Genomic DNA, 23,151 nt, shown 5'->3' on the forward strand with positions numbered 1-23,151 from the left:
GCCGGTGCCCGGTATCTCTCAAGCACCGCCGACGACCCCGTACGACGCGGTGCACCAGGGCAGCAGCCGACGACGGTTGCCGCCGGTGCCCGGTATCTCTCAAGCACCGCCGACGACCCCGTACGACGCGGTGCACCGGGGCAGGAGCCGACGACGGTTGCTGCCGGTGCCCGGTATCTCTCAAGCACCGCCGACGACCCCGTACGACGCGGTGCACCGGGGCAGGAGCCGACGACGGTTGCCGCCGGTGCCCGGTATCTCTCAAGCACCGCCGACGACCCCGTACGACGCGGTGCACCAGGGCAGCAGCCGACGACGGTTGCCGCCGGTGCCCGGTATGTCTTACGCACTGCCGATCATGTTCGCGCATGATCGGCGCCTTGGCGTGCCCTGGTGAAGGCCGGTGCGCAATCGCTGCTCACTCGATGTTCACCCTTGATCGCTCAGGCATCCGATTTGCCCGAATTGCCCCTAACTAAATCGTGATCAAAGTCTAAAGTCCTGCTGGATTGCTGCCGAAGAGGTCAGTGACCCTTCAAACACGGATCATTCCGGCTCCCCCCAGCCGGCTTCCGTCCCCCGCCACTCCCCCAGGAGGCCCGGTGTCTGTTCTCCTCGAGCAACCTTCGAGCCTGGTCGCCTACCGCCCGAACAAGCCGACGGCCATGGTCGTCGTGGCCGACCCTCGCGTCCGCTCCACCGTCACCCGCCACCTGTGGGCCCTCGGAGTACGTGACGTGATCGAGGCGTCGTCCATCGCGGAGGCCCGTCCCCGCGTCGGCAACCCGCGCGACATCTGCGTTGCCGACGTCCACCTTCCCGACGGCTCCGGCCTCACGCTCCTGTCCGAGACACGGGCCGCGGGCTGGCCCAACGGTCTCGCGCTGTCCGCCGCCGATGACATCGGCGCGGTACGCAACGCGCTGGCGGGCGGCGTCAAGGGCTATGTAGTCACCGGCACCCGTACCAACCTCGGCCTGCCAGGCCGGCCGGGGGCCGCGCCGATCGGCGCCAACGCCGCCCGTATGCAGCGCCGGCCTCCGGGCGCCCCCGGGCACCCCGGTGGCTACCGCGAGCTGTCGGGCCGGGAGGTCGAGGTCCTGCGGCTGGTTGCGGAGGGCCAGTCCAACAAGGCCATCGGCGTCTCGATGGGGCTCTCGGCGCTGACGGTCAAGAGCCACCTGGCCCGTATCGCACGCAAGCTCGGCACGGGTGACCGGGCCGGAATGGTGGCGGTCGCGCTGCGCACCGGCATCATCCACTGACCACTCCACCCGGCCATCGCGCCCGTCGAGGGAACGTTCCCTCGACGGGCGACGTGCATACACAGATACCCTTGACCACGTGACCGACGCCCAAAAGACCGCAGCAGAGACAGCAGACACGACACTGCGAGCATCCGGAGACTCGCCTCCGGACCCCCGACCGGCGCCGGTCCCGCTCCTGGAACCCCGCGAGGGCATCCCTCCGGTGACCGCCACCGACGCGGCGCTCGCCGAGGTCATCGCGGCCTTTGCAGCGGGCCGCGGCCCGGTCGCCGTTGACGCCGAGCGTGCCTCCGGCTACCGCTACGGCCAGCGCGCCTATCTCGTCCAGCTGCGCCGCGAGGGCGCCGGCAGCGCGCTGATCGATCCGGTCGGCTGCCCGGACCTCTCCGAGCTCGGCGAGGCCATCGGCGACGCCGAGTGGGTGCTGCACGCCGCCACCCAGGACCTTCCGTGTCTGCGCGACATAGGGATGGTCCCCACCCGGCTCTTCGACACCGAGCTGGCCGGGCGGCTGGCCGGCTTCGCCCGGGTCGGCCTGGGGGCGATGGTCGAGAACGTCCTCGGCTTCGCCCTCGAGAAGGGCCACTCCGCCGTCGACTGGTCCACCCGCCCGCTGCCCGAGCCGTGGCTGCGCTATGCCGCGCTCGACGTCGAGCTGCTGGTGGATCTGCGCGATGCGCTGGAGGAGGAGCTGGAGCGGCAGGGGAAGCTGGAGTGGGCCCGGCAGGAGTTCGCGGCCATCGCCGCCGCTCCCCCGCCGCCGCCTCGCAAGGACCCCTGGCGCCGCACGTCCGGCATGCACAAGGTCCGCCGACGGCGCCAGATGGCCGTCGTCCGGGAGCTGTGGACGGCCCGTGACCAGGTCGCCCAGCGGCGCGACATCTCGCCGGGCAAGGTGCTCGGTGACGGCGCGATCGTGGAGGCGGCGCTGAATCTGCCGCCGAACAGCCACGCGCTGGCCGCACTGCCCGGCTTCGGGCACCGGATGGGCCGCCGTCAGCTGGAGCAGTGGCAGGCCGCCGTGGACCGCGCCCGTGCGCTGCCCGAGAGCGAGCTGCCGCAGCCCGGCCAGCCGCTCAACGGCCCGCCGCCGCCCCGCTCCTGGGCCGACAAGGACCCGGCCGCCGCGGCCCGGCTGTCGGCCGCCCGCGCGGCGGTGACCACGCTCGCCGAGAGCCTGAACCTCCCGCAGGAGAATCTGATCGCCCCGGACACGGTGCGCCGGCTGTGCTGGGAGCCGCCGGCCGAGCCCGCCCCGGAGACGGTCGCCGAGGTGCTGGCCGGGCACGGCGCCCGCCCCTGGCAGATCGACCAGGTCGCCCCGGTCCTCACCGAGGCGCTGCTGACGAACGGCGGCTGACCAGCGACAACCAGCAATCCCAGGCCCCGGCCGCGTGTGAGGACACGCGGCCGGGGCCTTTTGCGTGGCCGGACACACCACGCGATACGCATCCATCCGGTGTGATGTTCGCCGCTCCCGGCGGTGGGGGTGTGCAGCCTGGTTACCCGTAAGTAGCATGTGGGTGGGAAGCGTTCCTTGGGGGCGCCCCGCAGCAGTGCCATCCCGCACCCTGGAGGAGAGCCAACGTGCCTCGTACCGCTAGGGACGTCGTCTTCGTCGACGGCGTCCGCACCCCGTTCGGCAAGGCGGGCCCGAAGGGCATCTACCACGAGACCCGCGCCGACGATCTCGTCGTGAAGGCCATCCGGGAGCTGCTGCGCCGCAACCCGGACCTGGACCCCGCGAAGATCGACGAGGTCGCCATCGCCGCGACCACGCAGATCGGTGACCAGGGCCTGACCCTGGGCCGTACCGCCGGCATCCTCGCGGGCCTCCCGCAGTCCGTGCCCGGCTACTCCATCGACCGCATGTGTGCCGGTGCGCTGACCGCCGTCACCGCCACCGCCGGTTCCATCGCCTTCGGCGCGTACGACGCCGTCATCGCGGGCGGCGTCGAGCACATGGGCCGCCACCCCATGGGCGAGGGCGTCGACCCGAACCCGCGGTTCGTCTCCGAGAAGCTCGTCGACGAGTCGGCCCTGTTCATGGGCATGACCGCGGAGAACCTCCACGACCGCTACCCGAGCATCACCAAGCAGCGTGCCGACGAGTACGCCGTGCGCTCGCAGGAGAAGGCGGCGAAGGCGTACGCCAACGGGAAGATCCAGCAGGACCTCGTCCCGATCTCGGTGCGCAACACCAACGCCGAGGTGGGCGAGACCGGTTGGGGCCTGGTCACCGCGGACGAGCCGATGCGTCCGGGCACGACCCTGGAGAACCTGTCCGGGCTGAAGACGCCGTTCCGTACGCACGGCCGCGTCACGGCGGGCAACGCCGCCGGCCTCAACGACGGCGCCACCGCCTCGCTCCTCGCCTCCGAGGACTTCGCCCGCGAGAACAACCTCCCGGTGAAGATGCGCCTCGTCTCCTACGCCTTCGCGGGCGTCGAGCCGGAGGTCATGGGTTACGGCCCGATCCCGGCCACCGAGAAGGCCCTCGCCAAGGCCGGTCTCTCCATCGAGGACATCAACCTCTTCGAGATCAACGAGGCCTTCGCGGTCCAGGTGCTCGCGTTCCTGGAGCACTACGGCATCGCGGACGACGACGCGCGCGTCAACCAGTACGGCGGCGCCATCGCCTACGGCCACCCCCTCGCCTCCTCCGGCGTCCGGCTGATGACGCAGCTGGCCCGCCAGTTCGAGGAGCAGCCGGAGGTCCGCTACGGCCTGACCACCATGTGCGTCGGCTTCGGCATGGGCGCCACGGTCATCTGGGAGAACCCGAACCACAAGGACGCCGGAGGCGACAAGTGAGCACCACCACCGCTGAGCTTCTGAAGGGCGCGGCCGAGCTGTTCCCGGACGAGGTCGTGACGTCGGCGCACGTACGCCACCTCGACCTGCCGTACGGCGCGGGCAAGTTCGCGCTGATCACGCTGGACAACGGCTTCGACCACACCAAGCCGACCACCTTCGGCCCCGGCTCGCTGGCGAACCTGAACGCCGCGATCGACCAGGTCGAGAAGGAGGCCGCGGACGGCGACATCGTCGGCGTCGGCCTCACCGGCAAGCCGTTCATCTTCGCCGTCGGCGCCGACCTCAAGGGCGTCGAGCTGCTGAAGCAGCACGACGACGCGCTGGCCATCGGCAAGGGCGGCCACGAGGTCTTCAAGCGGCTGTCCGGGCTCGCCGTGCCGACCTTCGCGTACTACAACGGTGCCGCCATGGGCGGTGGCGTCGAGGTCGGTCTGCACTGCTCGTACCGCACGGTCTCGAAGGCGCTGCCCGCCTTCTCGCTGCCCGAGGTCTTCCTGGGTCTCGTCCCGGGCTGGGGCGGCTGCGCGCTGCTGCCGAACCTGATCGGCGCGGAGAAGGCCGTCTCGGTCATCATCGAGAACTCCCTCAACCAGAACAAGCAGCTCAAGGGCAAGCAGGTCTTCGACCTCGGGATCGCCGACGCGATCTTCGAGGGCGCGGACTTCCTGGAGCAGTCGCTGATCTGGACGGCGAACGTCCTCAAGGGCGATGTCACCGTCGAGCGTCCCGAGGTCGACCGCGGTGAGGCCTGGGACCAGGCCGTCGCCAAGGGCCGGTTCATCGCCGACGGCAAGGTGCACGGCGCCGCCCCGGCCGCGTACCGCGCGCTGGACATCATCGCCGCCGCCAAGGACGGCGACCTCCAGGCCGGTTTCGACGCCGAGGACCAGGCGCTCGCCGACCTGATCATGGGCGGCGAACTGCGCGCCGGCATCTACTCGTTCAACCTGGTGCAGAAGCGTGCCAAGCGGCCCGCCGGTGCGCCGGACAAGAACCTGGCGCGTCCGGTCACCAAGGTCGGCGTCGTCGGCGCCGGTCTGATGGCCTCGCAGCTCGCGCTGCTCTTCCTGCGCCGCCTCGAGGTGCCGGTCGTGCTGACCGACATCGACCAGGAGCGCGTCGACAAGGGTGTGGGCTACGTCCACGCCGAGATCGACAAGCTGCTCGGCAAGGGCCGGATCAACCAGGACAAGGCCAACCGCCTCAAGGCCCTGGTGACCGGTGTGCTCGACAAGGCCGAGGGCTTCGCGGACGCGGACTTCATCATCGAGGCCGTCTTCGAGGAGATCGGCGTCAAGCAGAAGGTGTTCGCGGAGGTGGAGGCCGTCGCCCCGGCGCACGCGATCCTCGCCACCAACACCTCCTCGCTCTCCGTCTCCGAGATGGCCTCGAAGCTGAAGCACCCCGAGCGGGTCGTCGGCTTCCACTTCTTCAACCCGGTCGCGATCCTCCCGCTGCTGGAGATCGTGCGCGGCGAGAAGACCGATGATGCCTCGCTGGCCACCGCCTTCGGCGTCGCCAAGAAGCTGAAGAAGACCGCGGTGCTGACGAAGGACGCCCCGGCGTTCGTCGTCAACCGCATCCTGACCCGCTTCATGGGCGAGATCCAGAACGTCATCGACGAGGGCACCCCGGTCGAGACCGCGGAGAAGGCCATCGAGCCGCTCGGTCTGCCGATGTCGCCGCTGGTGCTGCTGGAGCTGGTCGGCCCGGCCATCGGCCTGCATGTGTCGGAGACCCTCAACGCCGCGTTCCCCGAGCGCTTCACGGTCTCCCCGAACCTCGCGGCCGTCGTCAAGGCGGGCAAGCGCGGCTTCTACGTGTACGACTCCGGGAAGCCGGAGCTCGACCCCGAGGTCGCCGCTCTCCTCAAGCAGGGCGATGTCGTCCTGACCGAGGAGCAGGTCCGTGACCGCGTGCTCGACGCCGTCGCCCAGGAGATCGGGCTCATGCTCGACGAGGGCGTCGTCGCCGAGGCGCAGGACATCGACCTGTGCCTGATCACCGGTGCCGGCTGGCCCTTCCACCTGGGCGGCATCACGCCGTACCTGGACCGCGAGGGCGTCTCCGAGCGGGTCACGGGCAAGAAGTTCCTGGCCCCGGGCCTGGCGAGCGTGCCCGCGTAAGGGTGCACAGCTGATTGCGGAATGCGCGGGCCGGCTCGGCGGAGCCGGTCCGCGCATTCGCGTTCGTGGCAGGCTGGGCCCATGGATTCCTTGGTCATTGTCGATGCCGCGAATGTGGTCGGCTCGGTGCCGGACGGCTGGTGGCGGGACCGTCGCGGGGCGGCGGAGCGGTTGCGGGACGCGCTGCCGCGGTACGTCGACGAGGGGCTGCCGGGGCTGGTGACGCCACCGCTGGAGATGGTGCTGGTGGTGGAGGGCGCGGCGCGGGGCGTGGCGTCCGTGGAAGGCGTTCGGGTGGAGTCCGCGGACGGCAGCGGGGATGACCGGATCGTGACGCTGGTGGCGGAGGAGGGCGGCGACCGGGACTGTCTGGTGATCACCGCGGACCGTGAATTGCGGGGGCGGGTCGAGGCGTTGGGGGCGCGGGTGACGGGACCGCGCGCCGTCTGGGGCGCCGGGCGGGGCGGGCGTCGGGCATGACGAGGCCCGTACGGCCGGGTGACCGTACGGGCCGGGTGGAGGTAGCGGGCCGACCGGCGTTCCGGCCTTACGGACGGGTACCGGCCGCGCCTTCCTGGCCTTCCGTGCCCGTCCGGCCTTTCTGACGCATCCGCATCCCGAGGCGGCTGTGCCCGCGCCCGTACACGAAGTAGATGCCGAAGCCCACCACCATCCAGATCCCGAAGCGGACCCAGGTCTCGGCGGGCAGATTGAGCATCAGCCACAGCGAGGCGAGCACGGACAGGAGCGGGACGAACGGCACGAGCGGGGTGCGGAAGGAGCGGGGGAGGTCGGGGCGCGAGCTGCGGAGGATGATGACGCCGACGGCGACCACGACGAACGCGAACAGCGTGCCGATGTTGACCAGCTCGGCCAGCACGTCGATGGAGGTGAAGCCGGAGGCGATGGCGACGATGACGCCCAGCAGGATGGTCGCCCGGTACGGAGTGCCGAACCGCGGGTGGGAGCGCGAGAAGATCCGCGGCATCAGGCCGTCCCGGCTCATCGCGAAGAACACCCGGCTCTGGCCGAGCAGCAGGATCATGCAGACCGAGGTCAGGCCGACGGCCGCGCCGAAGCTGATGATGTTCGCGAAGAAGGGATGCCCGAGGTCCTTGAAGGCATCGGCGAGCGGGGCGTCGGTGGAGAGCCTGCTGTATTTCTCCATGCCGGTGACGACGACGGAGACGGCGACGTAGAGCAGCGTGCAGATGGCGAGCGAGCCGAGGATGCCGCGCGGCACGTCGCGCTGCGGGTTGCGGGTCTCCTCGGCGGCGGTGGCCACGATGTCGAAGCCGATGAAGGCGAAGAAGACCACGGCCGCCGCGGCGAAGATGCCCATGGTGCCGAAGTTGGACGGGGTGAAGCCGAACATCAGCTGGACCAGCGGCGCGGCCAGCCCGCCGCCGCCCGTGACGGGCTCGCTGGGCGGGATGAACGGCTGGTAGTTGGCGCCGCTGATGAAGAAGGCGCCGGCGATGATGACCAGCAGGACGACGGTGACCTTGATGCCGACGATCACGGCCGTCACCCGCGAGGACAGCTTCATCCCGAGCACCAGGATGCCGGTCAGGACCAGGACCAGGATGCAGGCGAGGAGGTCGAAGCCGAAGACTCCCTCGTGGGTGCCGGACAGGCCCGCGGGCAGATGCCAGCCGGCGGAGTCCATCAGCGAGCGGATATAGCCGGACCAGCCGACGGCGACCACCGCGCAGCCCAGGGCGAGTTCGAGGATGAGGTCCCAGCCGATGATCCAGGCGGGGAGTTCGCCCAGGGAGGCGTAGGAGAAGGTGTAGGCGGAGCCGGCGACCGGGACGGTGGAGGCGAATTCGGCGTAGCACAGCGCCGCCAGCGCGCAGACCACGCCCGCGACGACGAAGGAGAGCGCGACGGCGGGCCCCGCCTGTTCCTTGGCGATCTTGCCGGTGAGGACGAAAATGCCGGTGCCGATGACGACACCGACACCGAAGACCGTCAGATCGAGGGCTGAAAGGGACTTCTTGAGGCTGTGCTCCGGCTCCTCGGTGTCCTGGATCGACTGCTCCACAGTCTTCGTCCGGAACATGCCGCGATCGCGGCGCGAAACTTTCCCTGTGCCGTGCTGTGTGCTCATGGGCGAACCTCCGCCTGGACGACCCTCGCAACTCTCCTGAACTGACCGAGTCTCCGCAATGGGGAGAAACAGTCAGTGTCGGCGGGCCTTCGGGGGCCGGTGATTCACCCGATGGGGTGTGACGGCAGGTATGCCGATGGGCCGGTCGGAACACCCGTACGAGTGTCCGACCGGCCCATCGTGCCGCCGTATGGCGGGTCAGTCGCGGGCGACCTCGGCGGTCCGCCCGTCCGCCGCTTCGACGGGCCGCGCGGCGTCGCCGTCGCGGTTGTCGATCCGGGCGACGAGGCCCGTCACCTGGCGGGCGATGTCCGGTGCGGTGAGCCCGATCTCGGCCATGACCTCCTTGCGGGAGGCGTGGTCGAGGAACCGCTCGGGGATGCCGAAGTCGCGCAGCGGGAGGTCCACCCCGGCGTCCCGCAGCGCCTGCGCGATGGCCGAACCGACGCCGCCGGAGCGGATGTTGTCCTCGACGGTGACCACGACGCGGTGCTTGGCGGCGAGGCCCGGCAGCGCCGCGTCGACCGGCTTGACCCAGCGGGGGTCGACGACGGTGGTGGAGATGCCCTGCTTGTCGAGCAGGTCGGCGATCTCCAGGCACATCGGGGCGAGGGCGCCCACGGAGACCACCAGGACGTCGGGCCGGTCGGCCTTGCTCTCGCGCAGGATGTCCATGCCACCGGCCTTGCCGACCGCGGGTACGGCCGGTCCGACGACGCCCTTGGAGTAGCGCAGGACCGTCGGCGCGTCCTTGACCTCGACGGCCTCGCGCAGCTGGGCGCGCAGCTGCTCGGCGTCGCGCGGCGCGGCGAGCCGCAGCGTGGGCACGACCTGGAGCATGGACATGTCCCACATGCCGTTGTGCGAGGCGCCGTCGTCGCCGGTGACGCCGGCCCGGTCCAGGACGAAGGTCACGCCGCACTTGTGCAGCGCGACATCCATCAGGACCTGGTCGAAGGCCCGGTTGAGGAACGTCGCGTAGACCGCGAAGACCGGGTGCACGCCGCCGGTGGCCAGGCCCGCGGCCGAGGTGGCGGCGTGCTGCTCGGCGATGCCGACGTCGTAGATCCGCTCCGGGAACGCCTCGGCGAACTTCTTCAGGCCGACGGGCTGGAGCATGGCCGCGGTGATCGCGACGAGGTCGTCCCGCTCCCGGCCGAGCTTGACCATCTCGTCGCCGAAGACGGAGGTCCAGCTGGCGGCCGCGGTCTTGACCGGCAGGCCGGTGTCCGGGTGGATCGGGCCGATGCCGTGGAAGCGGTCGGCCTCGTCCTGCTCGGCGGGCTTGTAGCCGCGGCCCTTCTCGGTGAGGCAGTGCACGATGACCGGGCCGCCGAACCGCTTGGCGCGGGCCAGCGCGGACTCCAGGGCCTCGATGTCATGGCCGTCGATCGGGCCGACGTACTTCAGGCCCAGGTCCTCGAACATGCCCTGCGGCGCGATGAAGTCCTTGAGGCCCTTCTTGGCGCCGTGCAGGGTCTCGTACAGCGGCTTGCCGACGACCGGCGTGCGCTCGAGGAGGTCCTTGCCGCGGGCCAGGAAGCGCTCGTAGCCGTCGGTGGTGCGCAGCGTGGCGAGGTGGTTGGCGAGGCCGCCGATGGTCGGGGCGTAGGAGCGCTCGTTGTCGTTGACGACGATGACGAGCGGGCGGTCCTTGGCGGCGGCGATGTTGTTGAGCGCCTCCCAGGCCATGCCGCCGGTGAGCGCACCGTCGCCGATGACGGCGACGACGTGGTCGTCCTTGCCACGGACCTCGTTGGCCTTGGCGAGGCCGTCGGCCCAGCCCAGCACCGTGGAGGCGTGGCTGTTCTCGATGATGTCGTGCGGTGACTCGGCGCGGGAGGGATAGCCGGACAGGCCGCCCTTGGTGCGCAGCCCCGTGAAGTCCTGGCGGCCGGTGAGCAGCTTGTGGACGTAGGACTGGTGCCCCGTGTCGAAGAGGACCTTGTCCTTCGGGGAGTGGAAGACGCGGTGCAGGGCGATGGTCAGCTCGACCACGCCGAGGTTCGGGCCGAGGTGGCCGCCGGTCTTGGACACCGCATCGACGAGGAAGGTACGGATCTCCCCCGCCAGCTGCTCAAGCTGCTCCGGCTCCAGCCGGTCCAGATCGCGCGGTCCCCTGATACGGGAAAGCAACGCCACCCCTGCCTCCTTGCTGCGTTCTGCCTGCTGCCTGTGCCTGTTGCCGTGCATCGAGCTTGCCGATCAGATGAGTCTAATGTTCCGCTCACGGTGCCGACGGCCGGGCCTTGCGATGTATGTCACCCGGGTGCGGCACCCGAACGGAGCCGCCCGCGGACGCGGGCCGGCCCCCACTGGCGTATGCCTGGTGGGGGCCGGTCCGCCGGGAATGCCCGGTAGTGATCGGGTACGTCCGGCGCGCTGCCGCGGACGCACGACGGCCGGAGGCTACGTGCGCCCTGCGGTCTTCTGGGTGCGGCGGGAGACCGAGTCGATCACCACGGCGGCGAGCAGCACCGCGCCGGTGATCATGTACTGGATCTCGCTGGCCATGCCCAGGAGGTTCAGGCCCTGCTGGATCGACTGGATGACCAGCATGCCCAGCAGCGCGGACCAGATCTTGCCGCGGCCACCGAAGAGGCTGGTGCCGCCGATGACGGCCGCCGCGATGACGTTCATCAGCGTGTTGCCGGAGCCCAGGTTCTTGGTGGCACCGCCGGAGAGGCTGGCGATGAACAGTCCGCCGAAGGCGGCGAGCATCCCGGAGATGGCGAAGACGCTGATCCGGATCTTGTTGACGTTGATGCCGGCGCGGCGGGCCGCCTCGGCGTTGCCGCCGACCGCGAAGATCTGCCGCCCGTAGGTCGTACGGCGCACCACGAAGTCCGCGATGACCAGTACGGCGAGGAACAGCACCAGGGCCAGCGGCAGGCCGCGGGCGCCGGCCGGCTCGTTGAGGACATAGGCGACCACGAAGGCGATCAGGGCGACCACGCCGGTGCGCAGCAGGATCTCGCTGAGCGGCCGCGAGGGCAGCGCGGCGGCCTTGCGGCGCTTGGCGTCCAGCAGGAGCGATCCGGCGTACGCGAGGACCGCGACCAGCGCCAGGCCGTAGGCGGCGGCCTTGTCCTCGAAGTAGTAGCCGGTGAGGTTCTCCACCAGGCTGCCGCTCGGCGTGTTGATGGAGCCTTCCTTGCCCATCATCCAGATCTGCAGGCCGCTCCAGCCGAGGAAGCCGGCCAGCGTCACCACGAACGCGGGCACGCCGACCTTGGCGAAGAAGAACCCGTGGAGGGCGCCGATGGCGACACCGGCGGCGATGGCCACCAGGACCGCGAGGTAGTCGTTGACGCCGTGGGTGACGCTGAGCACGGCCCAGACGGCCGCGCCGACGCCCGCCACCGAGCCGACCGAGAGATCGATCTCGCCGAGCAGCAGGACGAAGACGATGCCGACGGCCATGATGCCGAGGCCCGACGTGTAGACGCCGATGTTGGCGAGGCTGTCGGCCGACAGGAAGCTGTCGTTCTTCAGCTGGAAGACGATCGCGATCACGATCAGGCCGATGACGACCGGCAGCGAGCCCAGCTCACCGCCGCGCACCCGGCGCTTGAAGTCGTTGAGGTAGCCGGCGAGGCCCTGCTCGCGGACCAGCAGCCGGGGGTCGACGGCGGCGGGTGCGGCCTCGGTCACCTCGGCGGTCTCGACCACGGTCTCGACGGCCGTCTCGGCCGCCGTCTCAGCCACGGGCTCCTTCTTGAGGTCACTCACGCCCCGGCCTCCTTCTTCACCTGGTCCGTGCGCGCCTTGCGGCGGGTGACGGCGTTGTCCGAGGCACCGGTGATGGCGGCGATGACCTCTTCGTGGGAGGTGCCCTCGACATCGAAGACACCGTTGTTACGGCCCAGCCGCAGCACCGCTACGCGGTCCGCGACGGCCTGCACATCGGCCATGTTGTGGCTGATGAGGATGACGCCCAGGCCGCGTTCCCGCAGCCGCTCGACGAGGTCGAGGACCTGCGCGGTCTGCTCGACGCCGAGCGCGGCGGTGGGCTCGTCGAGGATGACGACCTTCGGGTCGCCGATCAGCGCGCGGGCGATGGCGACGACCTGCCGCTGCCCGCCGGAGAGCGCGGCGACGGGGATGCGGACGCTGGGGATGCGGATGGACAGGGTGTCCAGCAGCTCCTTGGCGCGCTTCTCCATGGCGATCTCGTCGAGGACACCGGCGGTGCGGCTCTCGTTGCCGAGGAAGAGGTTGGCGACGACGTCGAGGTTGTCGCAGAGCGCGAGGTCCTGGTAGACGGTGGCGACGCCGAGTTCCTGGGCGTCGTGCGGCTTGTTGATGCGTACCGTCCGGCCCTCCCACTCGATGGCGCCGTCGTCGACGGGGTGAACGCCCGAGATGGTCTTGACCAGGGTGGACTTGCCGGCGCCGTTGTCGCCTACGAGGGCGACCACCTCACCGGGGTGGATCTCCAGGGTGACGTCCGTGAGTGCCTGGACGGCACCGAACCGCTTGGAGATTCCGCGCAACGCCAGCACAGGCGTAGCGGACACGTGAATCATCTCCTTCGCCGCCGTCGCAAACGGCGGGGATGGTGGTGCGAAGAGCGGGGGGCTCTGCGAAGTGGGGAAGGGGGGCCCGCGCCAGGGACGGGGCGGCGCGGGCCCGGGGAGCGCGTTACGCGATGCCGGCTGCCCGGTGCCGGCGTTCGATACCGGCTACTTGATGCCGGCCGCTTCGCAGGCCTTCTTGACGTCGCCGGTGCAGATCTGGCTCGCCTTGTAGACCTTGTCCTTGATGATCGTGGACGCGACGTTGTCCTTGGTGACGATCTGCGCGTCGTACAGCTTGGCGGGGATGCCCTTGACCTCACCGCTGAGGCTGTCGACCTTGGTGTCCGTCAGGGAGCCGATCTTCTCGCCCTTGAGGAGCTTGACCGCGATCTCGGCCGTGGAGTCGGCCTGCGGCTTGATCTGCTTGTAGATGGTGAACGCCTGGTCGCCCTTGAGGACCCGCTGGAGACCCGCGAGTTCGGCGTCCTGGCCGCCGACCGGGACCTTGAGGCCCTGCTTCTTGAGGGCGGTGATGATGCCGCCGGCCATGCCGTCGTTGCCGGAGTAGACGCCCTGGAAGCCGTCCTTGCCGAGCGAGTCGATGGCCGCGCTCATCTTCTTGTTGGCCTCGTCCGGCGACCAGTCCGGGATCTCCTGCTCGTAGGCGACCTTCTTGACCGCCTTGTCGAGGACGCTGTGGGCGCCCTTCTTGAAGAACGGCATGTTCGGGTCGGTGGGCGAGCCGTTGATCATGACGACATTGCTGTCCTTGGCCTTGTCACCGAGCGCCTTGACCAGCGCCTGGCCCTGCAGGCGGCCGATCTTCTCGTTGTCGTAGGACACGTAGGCGGAGAGGTTGCCCTCGGCCAGCCGGTCGTACGCGATGACCTTGACGCCCTTCTCGGCGGCCCGGTTGACCCAGGACTTGGTGGCCTTGTAGTCGACCGCGTCCAGAATGATCACCTTGACGCCCTGCGTGATCAGCGCGTCGAACTGCTTCTTCTGGTTCTGGGTGTCCTGGTCGGCGTTGTTGTACTTGACCTTGCAGTCGCTGCACAGCGCATGGATCTTCGCCTCCATGAGCGGGCGGTCGAAGGTCTCGTAGCGCGTGGTCTTGTTCTCCGGCAACAGCAGACCGATGGTCTTGCCGTCACCACCGCCGGCCTTGGCACCGTCACCGGCCTTGCCACAGGCGGCCACGGAGAGCGCCATCGAGACTGCGGCGGTGCCTATGACGACGCGACGCGTCCAAACGTTCATTGGGGTTGCCTCCCTGACGAGGCCGCGTCGTTGCGGCCGAGGTGGCTGGAAGTCAACTCGGCCGCCAGCCGACCGTCAAGGAGTAAATCCTTAACGAGATGACAACGGTGCCATGCGTTAGCTGTGTGAACTCAGCGCTTTCACGCTATGGCGGGCGCGTTCCCGCTCTGCGCGCCGTCGAGCAGGGTCGAATCGCCCATCTCGCTCAGCACCAGCGCGAGCGCGCCCAGCACCTCGGCGCGGCCGCCGAGGGTGCCCGTGACGATGCCCAACTGCCTTGCCGCGCTGGGAATGGCGTACCGCGACACCGACTCCCGAATGGGCGCCAGCACCAGCTCGCCGGCATCGGCGAGGTCGCCGCCGAGCACCACCCGGCTCGGATTGAGCAGATTGCACAGATTGGCCACGCCGCTACCGATATGGCGTCCTACATCCGCGATCACCCGCCGGCAACCAGGGTCGCCCTCGCGGGCCAGCTGCACCACCCGCGTCATGGTCAGATCCGCGCCATGGCTCGGCTGGAGCAGCGGAAGCACGTACCGGGCCGCGGTGAAGGTCTCCAGGCAGCCGCGGTTGCCGCAGCGGCAGACCGGCCCGGACTCGTCCAGCGTGATGTGCCCGATCTCGCCCGCGGTGCCGCCCGGCCCGCGGTAGATCTGCCCGCTGATCACCAGGCCCGCGCCGACACCGCTGGCCACCTTGATGTACGCGAGGTCGGCGGCGCCGCGCCCGCCGCCCCACACCAGCTCGCCCAGCGCGCCCAGGTTGGCGTCGTTGTCGACGTATACGGGGACCCCGAGGCGGCCGGAGAGCTCCTCGCTGGGGTTCGTACCGGACCAGCCCGGCAGGATCGCCGTCGAGCCGAGGGTCCCGGATTCGACGTCGATGGGGCCCGGCACGCCCAGGCCGACGCCGATGACCTTGCCCGCGTTGATGCCCGTCGCCTCGATCAGCCGGTTGACCAGCCGTTCCGCGCGGTCGAAGCCCTCGGCCGCGGAGGCGTCCACATCGATCGGCTCGGCCTCCTCGGCGAGCACCTGATGGGCCAGGTTTCCGACCGCCACCCGCAGATGGGAGTGGCCGAAATCGACGCCCACGACGATGCCCGCGTCGCCCGAGAGGGAGACGCTGCGCGCCCGCCGGCCGCCCGCGGAGGTGGGGGTCACCTCGACGGTTCCGCCGTCCTTCAACTCACGAACGATGTTGGACACGGTGGCCGCGGACAGCCCCGTGCTCCGGGCGATCTCCGCCTGCGTGAGTGAGCCCGCCATGCGCACCGCTCGTACGACCCGCTCCAGATTGGCCCGGTGCAACGAGGACTGCGACCCCGGAGTCTCCATTGACTCATCCACTCCCGTCTGGGGCTGGGCCACAGCAGCGGGGCCCGGCTCTGTCTCCAACATGTGAATCTAAGCTGACGCGCCCGGGCCACCTCCCGTCAAGTCCTTGAGCGGCCAAGAGATCATGGAGAAGTACGGGGAAATCGGTGGGAAATCGGCGCGCAAGGGCGGGGCCTCCCACGGCGAACCGGCGGGAGGCCCCTGTATGGCACGTATGGAAAATATGGCGCGTATTGCACCTATGGCGTTTATCGCGTGTGCGGTGCTTAAGAGGTGGATGTCGCGTTATGCGTGTAAGGCGCGTATCCGGCGTGACGTGCTACTTGAGCGCTCCGGCGGTCAGACCGGCCACCACCTGCCGCTGGAAGATGATGTACGCGGCGAGTACGGGCAGCATCGCGATCGTCAGGCCGGCGAACAGCCCCGACCAGTCGCCCTTGTACCCCTGGCTCACGGCCAGCGCCACCAGCCCCTGCGTCAGCATCTTCTTGTTCGGGTCACCGACATTGAGCACGGTCGGCAGCAGGTACTGATTCCACTGCCCGAGGAAGTTGAAGATCCCGACGCTGATCAGGCCGGGCTTCGCCATCGGCAGCATCACCTGGAAGAAGGTGCGGGTGTGCGAGGCCCCGTCAATGAGCGCCGCCTCCGCCACCGAGGTGGGCAGCGTTTTGAAGAACCCGCTGAGGAAGAAGACCGTGAACGGCAGCGAATAGGCGATATAGACCAGGATCAGGCCGTGGTACGTGTCCAGCAGTGCCATGTTCTTCATGACGAAGAACAGCGGCACCAGCGCCAGGATGACCGGGAAGCCCATTCCCCCCACGAAGAGGAAATAGAGGAAGCGGTTCCCGGGGAAGTCGAATCGGGCCAGCACATACGCCGCCATCGACCCGAGCAGCATCGTGCCGATCAGCGAACCCCCCACCACGATGAGCGAGTTGAGGAAGTACTGGCCCATGTTGGCCTTGTCCCAGGCGCGCGCCCAGTTGTCGAAATGCAGGACCGACGGCAGTCCCCAGGGCGAGCCGAAGATCTCGGTGTCGTCCTTGAAGGAGCTGACCACCGCCCACAGCAGCGGCATGGTGACCAGCAGGCCCCAGATCACCAGGACGCCGTGCGAAAAGACGTTGAGGACCCGGCCCTCGCCGCCGTTGCCGCGGGCGCGCTCCTTGCGCGGCGGCCCGGAAAGGCCGGCGGACGGCTTTTCCTTCGTGACGCCCGGCAGCTCCGCGGGATCCGTCTGCGCACTCATCAGAACTCCAGTCGCTCGCGTCGTCCCAGCCGCATCACGATGGCCGAGAAGATGAGGGTCACAATCAGCAGGGAAACGCCGATGGAGGTCGCGTATCCGGCCTGACCGTCGCGGAAGGTCTTCTGGTACACGTACAGCGGAAGGACCTCGGTGGAATAGTCGGGGCCGCCCGGACCGACGCTCATGATCTGCACGAACGCGAAGGCGGAGACGTCCAGGGCGAGGATGCCCATATAGATCCAGCCGGTCTGCACGGTGTCCCACAGCAGCGGCAGGGTGATCCGGAAGAACGTGTTGAAACGGTTCGCGCCGTCCAGCAGCGCGGCCTCGTAGAAGTCCTTCGGGATGGAGCTCATCCCGGCCGAGAAGAGCACGACATAGAAGCCGACATTGGCCCACACCATTGCGCCCATCACGCACCACAGCGCGATCTGCGGGTCGCCCAGCCAGTCCGGCTGCACATTGTCCAGACCGATCGCCTTGAAGAACGCGTTGAGCGCGCCGCTCTCGGGGTTGTAGGCGAACTGGAAAAGCAGGGCGACGATCGGGACGGACAGCACCTGCGGGAAGAAGTACAGAATCTTGTACGTGCCCGAGCCGCGTACGCCGCCGATCACCGCCTTCTTCCGCCGGCGGCCGCCGACATTGAGCATGAAGGCGAAGAAGAGCCCGAGTGAGAGCGTCACCACCGGCAGCAGGAGCAGCAGCGTGACGCTGTTGCCCACGGCGGCCCAGAAGACATCGTCCTTGAAGAGCCGGACGTAATTGTCGAAGCCGACCATCTTCATGTCCGGACTCAGGCCGGTCCAGTCCGTGAAGGAGTAGTAGATGGCCTGCACGAACGGCGAGATCACGAAGATCGCATAAATCGCCAGCGGGACGAGCAGGAACCCCGCGATAAAACGGTATTTGCCGTGCTGCATGACTACCGATCCCGTTCTCTCCCTGGAGATGCCGCCGCTGGTGACGCACCCCGGGCCACCTCCCCGGCCGGCCCAGGAGGTAGCCCAGGGGGTGCCGCCGCGAACTCATCGGTCAGCGCTTGTACTTCTTGACGCTGGAGTCGTCGCGGGTGTCGTCCGCGTACTTCTGGATCTTCTTTATGGCCTCGTCCGGCGTCATCCGGCCGGCCATCATCTCGCCCAGCGCACCGACCCCGATCCGCTCCTTCTCCAGCGCCACATACCAGTCCTGCAGCCGGGGGTTGACGATGTTCGAGCCGGCCTTCTGCAGCACCGCCTGCGCCGAGGCCAGGCCCGGCGGAAGCGTCAGCCCCTCGGTGCCTCCGTTGAGCGAGGTGAGGGACGAGACCTGCTTGATGAAATTCTGCGAGGACTTCTTGCTGAGCATGATGCGCAGCAGTTCCATGCCGCCCTCGGCGTTCTTCGCCGCCTTCGGGACGATGTACGGCTCGCCGCCGGAGGCCCAGATCGTGCCGTACGGCATCTTGTCCGAGCTGGAGAGGCTGGACGGTGCGCCGACCGCGAGGTCGAAGTGCGGATTCTTCGCGATCTGCTTGGCCGACTCGTTCTCCACCCAGGAACCGTTGGGGATGAACAGCGCCTTGCCGTCGGCCCACGCGTTCTGCGACTGGAGGTGGTCGAGCCCCGGCGAGCCCTTGAGGACGTACCCCTTCTTGTAGAGCTCGTAATAGGCCTCGAAAGCCGCCTTGACCGCCGGATCGTGCCAGGCGTTCGGCTCCAGATTGTCGATCCGCCGCAGCACCTCCGCGCCGCCGATCTTGGCGATGAACGGGTAGAGGCTGAACGGGAAGTAGTAGGGGTACTTACCCGGGTACGTCCAGCCCGCGATGCCCTTCTTCTTGGCCTTGGCGCACAGCGCGAGCATCTCGTCCCAGGTCTCGGGGTATTCCGCGTCCAGCTTCCCCAGATTCCCCTTGGAGTACCACACGCCGTACACCGTGTACGCGTAGTACAGGATCCACGTTTCCTTGCTGCCGAACTGCCCCATCTCGATGACGCCGGGGCGCAGCGTGTCGCGCACCTTCTTGTTCGGGTCGTCGACCGAGGGGGCGTCGAGCAGGGCCGTCAGATCGGTCAGCTGGTTCTTGGCGACCAGCGTGCCGAAATCCATCTGCTCGGCACCGGAGTTGTCCACGAGATCGGGGGGATTTCCTCCGTTGAACCGCGGCTGGAGCGTGGACTGGATCTTCTGCGTCGAGGAGAGCTTGACCTTGCCGTCGGCCTTGGGGAACGCCTTGGTGTACTCGGCCTGGGCGTCCTTGGCGTACTTGTCGCCGAATCCACCGTCGAAGATGACGACGTCGAGCCCCGCGGACTCATTGACGGCGAGTGGATTCTTCGCCGTCTTCTTTCCCTTGGCGACCTTGTCACCGTCTCCGCTGGAGGCGCCGGCACACGCGGACAACATGCTCATGGCCGGTACGGCGACGATTCCCAGGGCCGCGGCCCGCTTGACCAGATCGCGGCGGTTGAATTCTGAGGTGGATCCCATGCTCAAGTCCTCGCCTTCTTCAGGACTCAGGCGGTGTACCGGAGCCACCCCGGCACCGCAGGTCAGATGAAGCTGAGTTGTACGGGATGTGCACCGGACGCGCGGGATACGCGCTAGGGAGACGCGGGGAAATCATCCATTCCCCCGCACTCCCCCGGATCCGCGGCCCAGTCGCCCGGCCGCTCGGATGCCGACAGGTATAGTCCACTTCCGGCCGAAGGGGCAAGATCGAATGCAGGGTTGGACGGCGTCTTTCCCTAGTTGAGACCTCTCCGGCATGCGGCCCGATCCCCCTTTGGCCGACGCGCCGTGGGCATGGCCGGTACCGCGACCCACCGACCGCAACAGCACCCTTGACACCAATCCCCCCACCCCCCTTACTTGTCTCTGCTCATCGCCACTCATCCCTGCGTATCTCGGCGCCATTCAACTGACAACGATGTCAACCCCGTTGAGAGGGCTCACCGTGCGGCACAGACACCGGCACCGTCCACCGCGGGGATTCACCCGCCCCGCCGCCCTCGCGGCGGTCGCCCTGCTCGTCATCACCGCGCACGGCCCGGCCCAGGCCGCGCCGCCCCGCAAGGCCCCGGCGGCGACGGAGTTCCGCTCCTCCTTCGAGTCCGGCGACCCGCCGCCGACCTGGACCGACACCGTCGAGACCACCCCCGACGGCAAGCCCCGCGCCTTCGGCGTCACCCCGGAGAGCACCCGCGCGGCCCCCGGCATGACCAGCCGGCCCGACACCGGCCCCGCCGACTCCCCCACCGCCAAAGCGCACGCGGGATTCACCGGCACCCACGCCCTGCGCTACGCCGGCACCCACACCGCCGCCGGCCGCGGCTACGCGTACAACAAGCTCTTCGACGTCAACATCCCCGTGACGGCCGCGACTTCCCTCTCCTACAAGCTCTTCCCGGAGATGGCCACCACCGACCTGTCGTACCCCGCGACCCATGTCGCCGTGGACCTGGCCTTCACCGACGGCACCTATCTCAGCGATCTGCGCGCCGTCGACCAGTACGGCGCCCCGCTGACGCCACAGGGCCAGGCCGCCGCCAAAACCCTCTACGCCAACCAGTGGAACCACCGCACCTCGCGCATCGGCACGGTCGCCGCCGGCAAGACCGTCGACCGCATCCTGATCGCCTACGACGCCCCCGAGGCGCCGCGCACCGCACCCGCCTTCCGCGGCTGGCTCGACGACGTCACCATCGCCCCGCAACCGCCGGAGAAACGACTCCCCCACCTCTCCGACTACGCCCTCACCACCCGCGGCACCCTCTCCAGCGGCGGCTTCTCGCGCGGCAACACCTTCCCCGCCACCGCCGTCCCCAACGGCTTCAACTTCTGGACACCGGTCACCAACGCGGGCTCCGCCGACTGGCTCTACGAGTACGCACGCAAGAACAACGCCGACAACCTCCCCACCCTCCAGGCCTTCAGCGCCAGCCATGAGCCCAGCCCCTGGATGGGCGACCGCCAGACCTTCCAGGTCATGCCGTCCGCCGCCACCGGCATCCCGAACGCCTCCCGCACCGCCCGCGCCCTCCCCTTCCACCACGCCAACGAGACCGCGCGCCCGCACTACTACGGCGTCACCTTCGACAACGGCCTCAAGACGGAGATCACCCCCACCGATCACGCCGCCCTGATGCGCTTCACCTTCCCCGGCGAGGACGCAAGCCTCATCTTCGACAACGTCAACAACAAGGGCGGCCTGACCCTCGACACCGAACGGGGCGTCGTCACCGGCTACTCCGATGTCAAGAGCGGCCTGTCCGTCGGCGCCACCCGGCTCTTCGTCTACGGCGTCTTCGACGCGCCCGTCACCGGCGGCGGCAAGATCGGGGGAGGCGGGGGCAAGGACGTCACCGGCTATCTCCGCTTCAAGCCCGGCGCCGACCGGACCGTCACCATGCGCATCGCCACGTCCCTGATCGGGGTGGAGCAGGCGAAGGCGAACCTGACGCGGGAGATCCCGGCCGCCACGCCCTTCTCCACCATCGAGCACCGCGCCCGGTCCCAGTGGGACGGCCTCCTGGGCCGCATCGAGGTCGAGGGCGCGAGCCGGGACCAGCTCACCACCCTCTACTCCAACCTCTACCGCCTCTACCTCTACCCCAACTCCGGTTCGGAACAGGTAGGTTCCCGCACCCGCTACGCCAGCCCCTTCTCCCCGCAGACCGGACCTGACACCCCCACCCACACCGGCTCGAAAATCGTCGACGGCGCCATCTACGTCAACAACGGATTCTGGGACACCTACCGGACCACCTGGCCCGCCTATTCCCTCCTCACCCCCGAACGCGCCGGGAAAATGGTCGACGGATTCGTCCAGCAGTACAAGGACGGCGGCTGGATCTCCCGGTGGTCCTCCCCCGGATACGCGGACCTGATGACCGGCACGAGTTCCGACGTGGCCTTCGCCGATGCCTTTGCCAAGGGCGTGGAATTCGACGCCGAGGCCGCCTATGAAGCGGCCGTGAAGAACGCCACCGTCGCACCGCCCAGCCCCGGCGTCGGCCGAAAGGGCATGGATACCTCTCCCTTCCTCGGCTATACGAGCACCGACACCCGCGAAGGCATGTCCTGGGCCCTGGAGGGCTACCTCAACGACTTCGGCATCGCCCGCATGGGCAAGGCCCTGTACGAGAAAACCCACAAGCGGCGCTACCAGGAAGAATCCGCGTACTTTCAGCACCGCGCCCAGAACTACGTCACGCTCTTCGACGACAAGGTCGGCTTCTTCCAGGGCAAGGACGCCAAGGGCAACTGGCGCCTGACACCCGAGGCATTCGACCCCCGCGTCTGGGGCAACGACTACACCGAGACCAACGCCTGGACCTACGCCTTCACCGCCCCCCAGGACTCCCGCGGGCTGGCAAACCTCTACGGCGGCCGGTCCGCACTCGCCAAGAAACTCGACGCCTACTTCTCCACACCCGAGACCGCCGCCAGGGAATTCGCCGGCTCCTACGGTGACGTCATCCACGAAATGACCGAAGCCCGCGACACCCGCATGGGCATGTACGGCCACAGCAATCAGCCGTCGCACCACATCGCCTACATGTACGACGCCACCGGCCGACCCGACAAAACCCAGCAAAGGGTCCGAGAAGCCCTCTCCCGCCTCTACCTCGGCAGCGAGATCGGCCAGGGTTATCCGGGCGATGAGGACAACGGTGAAATGTCCGCCTGGTACGTCTTCAGCGCCCTCGGCTTCTACCCGCTGGTCATGGGCCAGGGCGAATACGCGATCGGCTCCCCGCTCTTCACCAAAGCCACCGTCCACCTGGACAACGGCCGCGACCTGACCATCAACGCCCCCCGCAACAGCGCGCGCAACATCTACGTACAGTCCCTCAAGGTCAATGGAAAGCCCTGGAATTCCACCGCGCTGCCGCATTCGGTCCTCTCCCGGGGCGCCCGGCTGGACTTCGCGATGGGGTCACGGCCCTCGTCCTGGGGCAGCGGTGAGAACGCCGGCCCGACGTCCCTCACCCGGGGCGACGGCATCCCGTCCCCCGCAAGCGATCTGACCCGTCCGGGCGGCTCCGCCCTCCTGGACAACACCTCCGCCACGGACGCCGCCATCGGACCCTCCGGGGACCTCCCCCTCACTTCCGCCACCGGGCGCGCGGCCCAGTACACCCTCACCTCGTCGGACCACGACAAGGCGCCCACCGGGTGGGTGCTGCAAGGCTCGGCCGACGGCTCGACATGGACGGACCTCGACAAACGCACCGGCGAGACCTTCCGCTGGGACCACCAGACCAAGGCCTTCACCGTCGCCCGCCCTGGGTCGTACGCGCACTACCGCCTGGTGCCCCTCGGAGGCGGGCCGACGGCACGCCTGGCGGAGGTGGAACTCCTGTCGGCCGGCGGCCCCTCCGGCACGGCCGCCGGGGACTGACGCCCGCGGTCCCCGCCGTATCCGAGCGCCGCCGGGCCCCACACCCGGCGGCGCTCGCCTC

Annotated in this window: 16 protein-coding genes; 7 read left to right on the forward strand and 9 right to left on the reverse strand. The window is 68.9% G+C overall.

Going from position 1 to position 23,151, the window contains the following annotated elements; genetic code table 11:
• From ACIRPT_RS33865 to ACIRPT_RS33890, 6 genes are all read left to right on the forward strand, one after another.
• A partial coding sequence (locus tag ACIRPT_RS33865; protein WP_403834268.1) for a hypothetical protein occupies positions 1-372 on the forward strand: 372 nt, incomplete at its 5' end.
• A 230-nt stretch (positions 373-602) separates the two neighbouring features.
• Complete coding sequence (locus ACIRPT_RS33870) at positions 603-1,265, forward strand: response regulator transcription factor (RefSeq protein WP_016573641.1); 663 nt, start codon at positions 603-605, stop codon at positions 1,263-1,265.
• A gap of 79 nt (positions 1,266-1,344) precedes the next feature.
• Complete coding sequence (locus tag ACIRPT_RS33875) at positions 1,345-2,628, forward strand: HRDC domain-containing protein (RefSeq protein ID WP_403834270.1); 1,284 nt, start codon at positions 1,345-1,347, stop codon at positions 2,626-2,628.
• 227 nt (positions 2,629-2,855) lie between these two features.
• A complete protein-coding gene (locus ACIRPT_RS33880) occupies positions 2,856-4,082 on the forward strand; it encodes a thiolase family protein (protein WP_403834272.1) in 1,227 nt (408 codons plus the stop codon).
• The gene (locus tag ACIRPT_RS33885; RefSeq protein ID WP_403834275.1) at positions 4,079-6,211 is read left to right on the forward strand and encodes a 3-hydroxyacyl-CoA dehydrogenase NAD-binding domain-containing protein; all 2,133 of its coding nucleotides are present in this window, start codon (positions 4,079-4,081) and stop codon (positions 6,209-6,211) included. The genes ACIRPT_RS33880 and ACIRPT_RS33885 overlap by 4 nt, the downstream gene beginning before the upstream one ends.
• Positions 6,212-6,292: 81 nt before the next feature.
• A complete protein-coding gene (locus tag ACIRPT_RS33890; RefSeq protein ID WP_403834278.1) occupies positions 6,293-6,691 on the forward strand; it encodes an NTP pyrophosphohydrolase in 399 nt (132 codons plus the stop codon).
• Positions 6,692-6,758: 67 nt separating this feature from the next.
• Here the strand turns inward: ACIRPT_RS33890 and ACIRPT_RS33895 are convergent, their stop codons facing one another.
• From ACIRPT_RS33895 to ngcE, 9 genes are all read right to left on the reverse strand, one after another.
• Positions 6,759-8,324: an amino acid permease gene (locus tag ACIRPT_RS33895; RefSeq protein WP_403834281.1), complete on the reverse strand. Its 1,566-nt coding sequence runs from the start codon at positions 8,322-8,324 to the stop codon at positions 6,759-6,761.
• A 198-nt stretch (positions 8,325-8,522) separates the two neighbouring features.
• On the reverse strand, positions 8,523-10,466 hold the full coding sequence (gene dxs / locus ACIRPT_RS33900; protein WP_403834283.1) for a 1-deoxy-D-xylulose-5-phosphate synthase: 1,944 nt from the start codon (positions 10,464-10,466) through the stop codon (positions 8,523-8,525).
• Between the two features lie 267 nt (positions 10,467-10,733).
• A complete protein-coding gene (locus ACIRPT_RS33905; RefSeq protein WP_403508368.1) occupies positions 10,734-12,056 on the reverse strand; it encodes a sugar ABC transporter permease in 1,323 nt (440 codons plus the stop codon).
• The gene (locus ACIRPT_RS33910; RefSeq protein WP_362700296.1) at positions 12,053-12,853 is read right to left on the reverse strand and encodes an ATP-binding cassette domain-containing protein; all 801 of its coding nucleotides are present in this window, start codon (positions 12,851-12,853) and stop codon (positions 12,053-12,055) included. Before ACIRPT_RS33910 ends, ACIRPT_RS33905 begins: the two co-directional genes overlap by 4 nt.
• Before the next feature lie 156 nt (positions 12,854-13,009).
• On the reverse strand, positions 13,010-14,104 hold the full coding sequence (locus ACIRPT_RS33915) for a substrate-binding domain-containing protein (RefSeq protein ID WP_403834286.1): 1,095 nt from the start codon (positions 14,102-14,104) through the stop codon (positions 13,010-13,012).
• A gap of 140 nt (positions 14,105-14,244) precedes the next feature.
• Positions 14,245-15,444, reverse strand: coding sequence for an ROK family protein (locus ACIRPT_RS33920; protein WP_403508364.1), 1,200 nt, complete (start codon positions 15,442-15,444; stop codon positions 14,245-14,247).
• A 319-nt stretch (positions 15,445-15,763) separates the two neighbouring features.
• Positions 15,764-16,699: a carbohydrate ABC transporter permease gene (locus ACIRPT_RS33925; RefSeq protein WP_403508362.1), complete on the reverse strand. Its 936-nt coding sequence runs from the start codon at positions 16,697-16,699 to the stop codon at positions 15,764-15,766.
• Positions 16,699-17,622: a carbohydrate ABC transporter permease gene (locus ACIRPT_RS33930; protein WP_403834289.1), complete on the reverse strand. Its 924-nt coding sequence runs from the start codon at positions 17,620-17,622 to the stop codon at positions 16,699-16,701. Before ACIRPT_RS33930 ends, ACIRPT_RS33925 begins: the two co-directional genes overlap by 1 nt.
• 112 nt (positions 17,623-17,734) lie before the next feature.
• Positions 17,735-19,174, reverse strand: coding sequence for an N-acetylglucosamine/diacetylchitobiose ABC transporter substrate-binding protein (gene ngcE, locus ACIRPT_RS33935; protein WP_403834291.1), 1,440 nt, complete (start codon positions 19,172-19,174; stop codon positions 17,735-17,737).
• A gap of 466 nt (positions 19,175-19,640) precedes the next feature.
• Between ngcE and ACIRPT_RS33940 the strand changes: the two genes are divergently transcribed.
• Positions 19,641-23,090 (forward strand): GH92 family glycosyl hydrolase, encoded by a 3,450-nt coding sequence (locus ACIRPT_RS33940; RefSeq protein ID WP_403834293.1) that lies wholly within the window; start codon positions 19,641-19,643, stop codon positions 23,088-23,090.
• The last annotated feature ends 61 nt before the right edge of the window (positions 23,091-23,151 follow it).

Source organism: Streptomyces sp. NPDC101227 (assembly GCF_044767545.1).
Lineage (GTDB): Bacteria > Actinomycetota > Actinomycetes > Streptomycetales > Streptomycetaceae > Streptomyces.

Bases quoted from the DNA above. Each gene is read 5' to 3' on its own strand.
- ACIRPT_RS33890 (WP_403834278.1), top strand. From the start codon at position 6,293: ATGGATTCCTTGGTCATTGTCGATGCCGCGAATGTGGTCGGCTCGGTG.
- ACIRPT_RS33895 (WP_403834281.1), bottom strand. From the start codon at position 8,324: ATGAGCACACAGCACGGCACAGGGAAAGTTTCGCGCCGCGATCGCGGC.
- ACIRPT_RS33910 (WP_362700296.1), bottom strand. From the start codon at position 12,853: ATGATTCACGTGTCCGCTACGCCTGTGCTGGCGTTGCGCGGAATCTCC.
- ACIRPT_RS33915 (WP_403834286.1), bottom strand. From the start codon at position 14,104: ATGAACGTTTGGACGCGTCGCGTCGTCATAGGCACCGCCGCAGTCTCG.
- ACIRPT_RS33920 (WP_403508364.1), bottom strand. From the start codon at position 15,444: ATGGAGACTCCGGGGTCGCAGTCCTCGTTGCACCGGGCCAATCTGGAG.
- ACIRPT_RS33925 (WP_403508362.1), bottom strand. From the start codon at position 16,699: ATGAGTGCGCAGACGGATCCCGCGGAGCTGCCGGGCGTCACGAAGGAA.
- ACIRPT_RS33930 (WP_403834289.1), bottom strand. From the start codon at position 17,622: ATGCAGCACGGCAAATACCGTTTTATCGCGGGGTTCCTGCTCGTCCCG.
- ngcE (WP_403834291.1), bottom strand. From the start codon at position 19,174: ATGGGATCCACCTCAGAATTCAACCGCCGCGATCTGGTCAAGCGGGCC.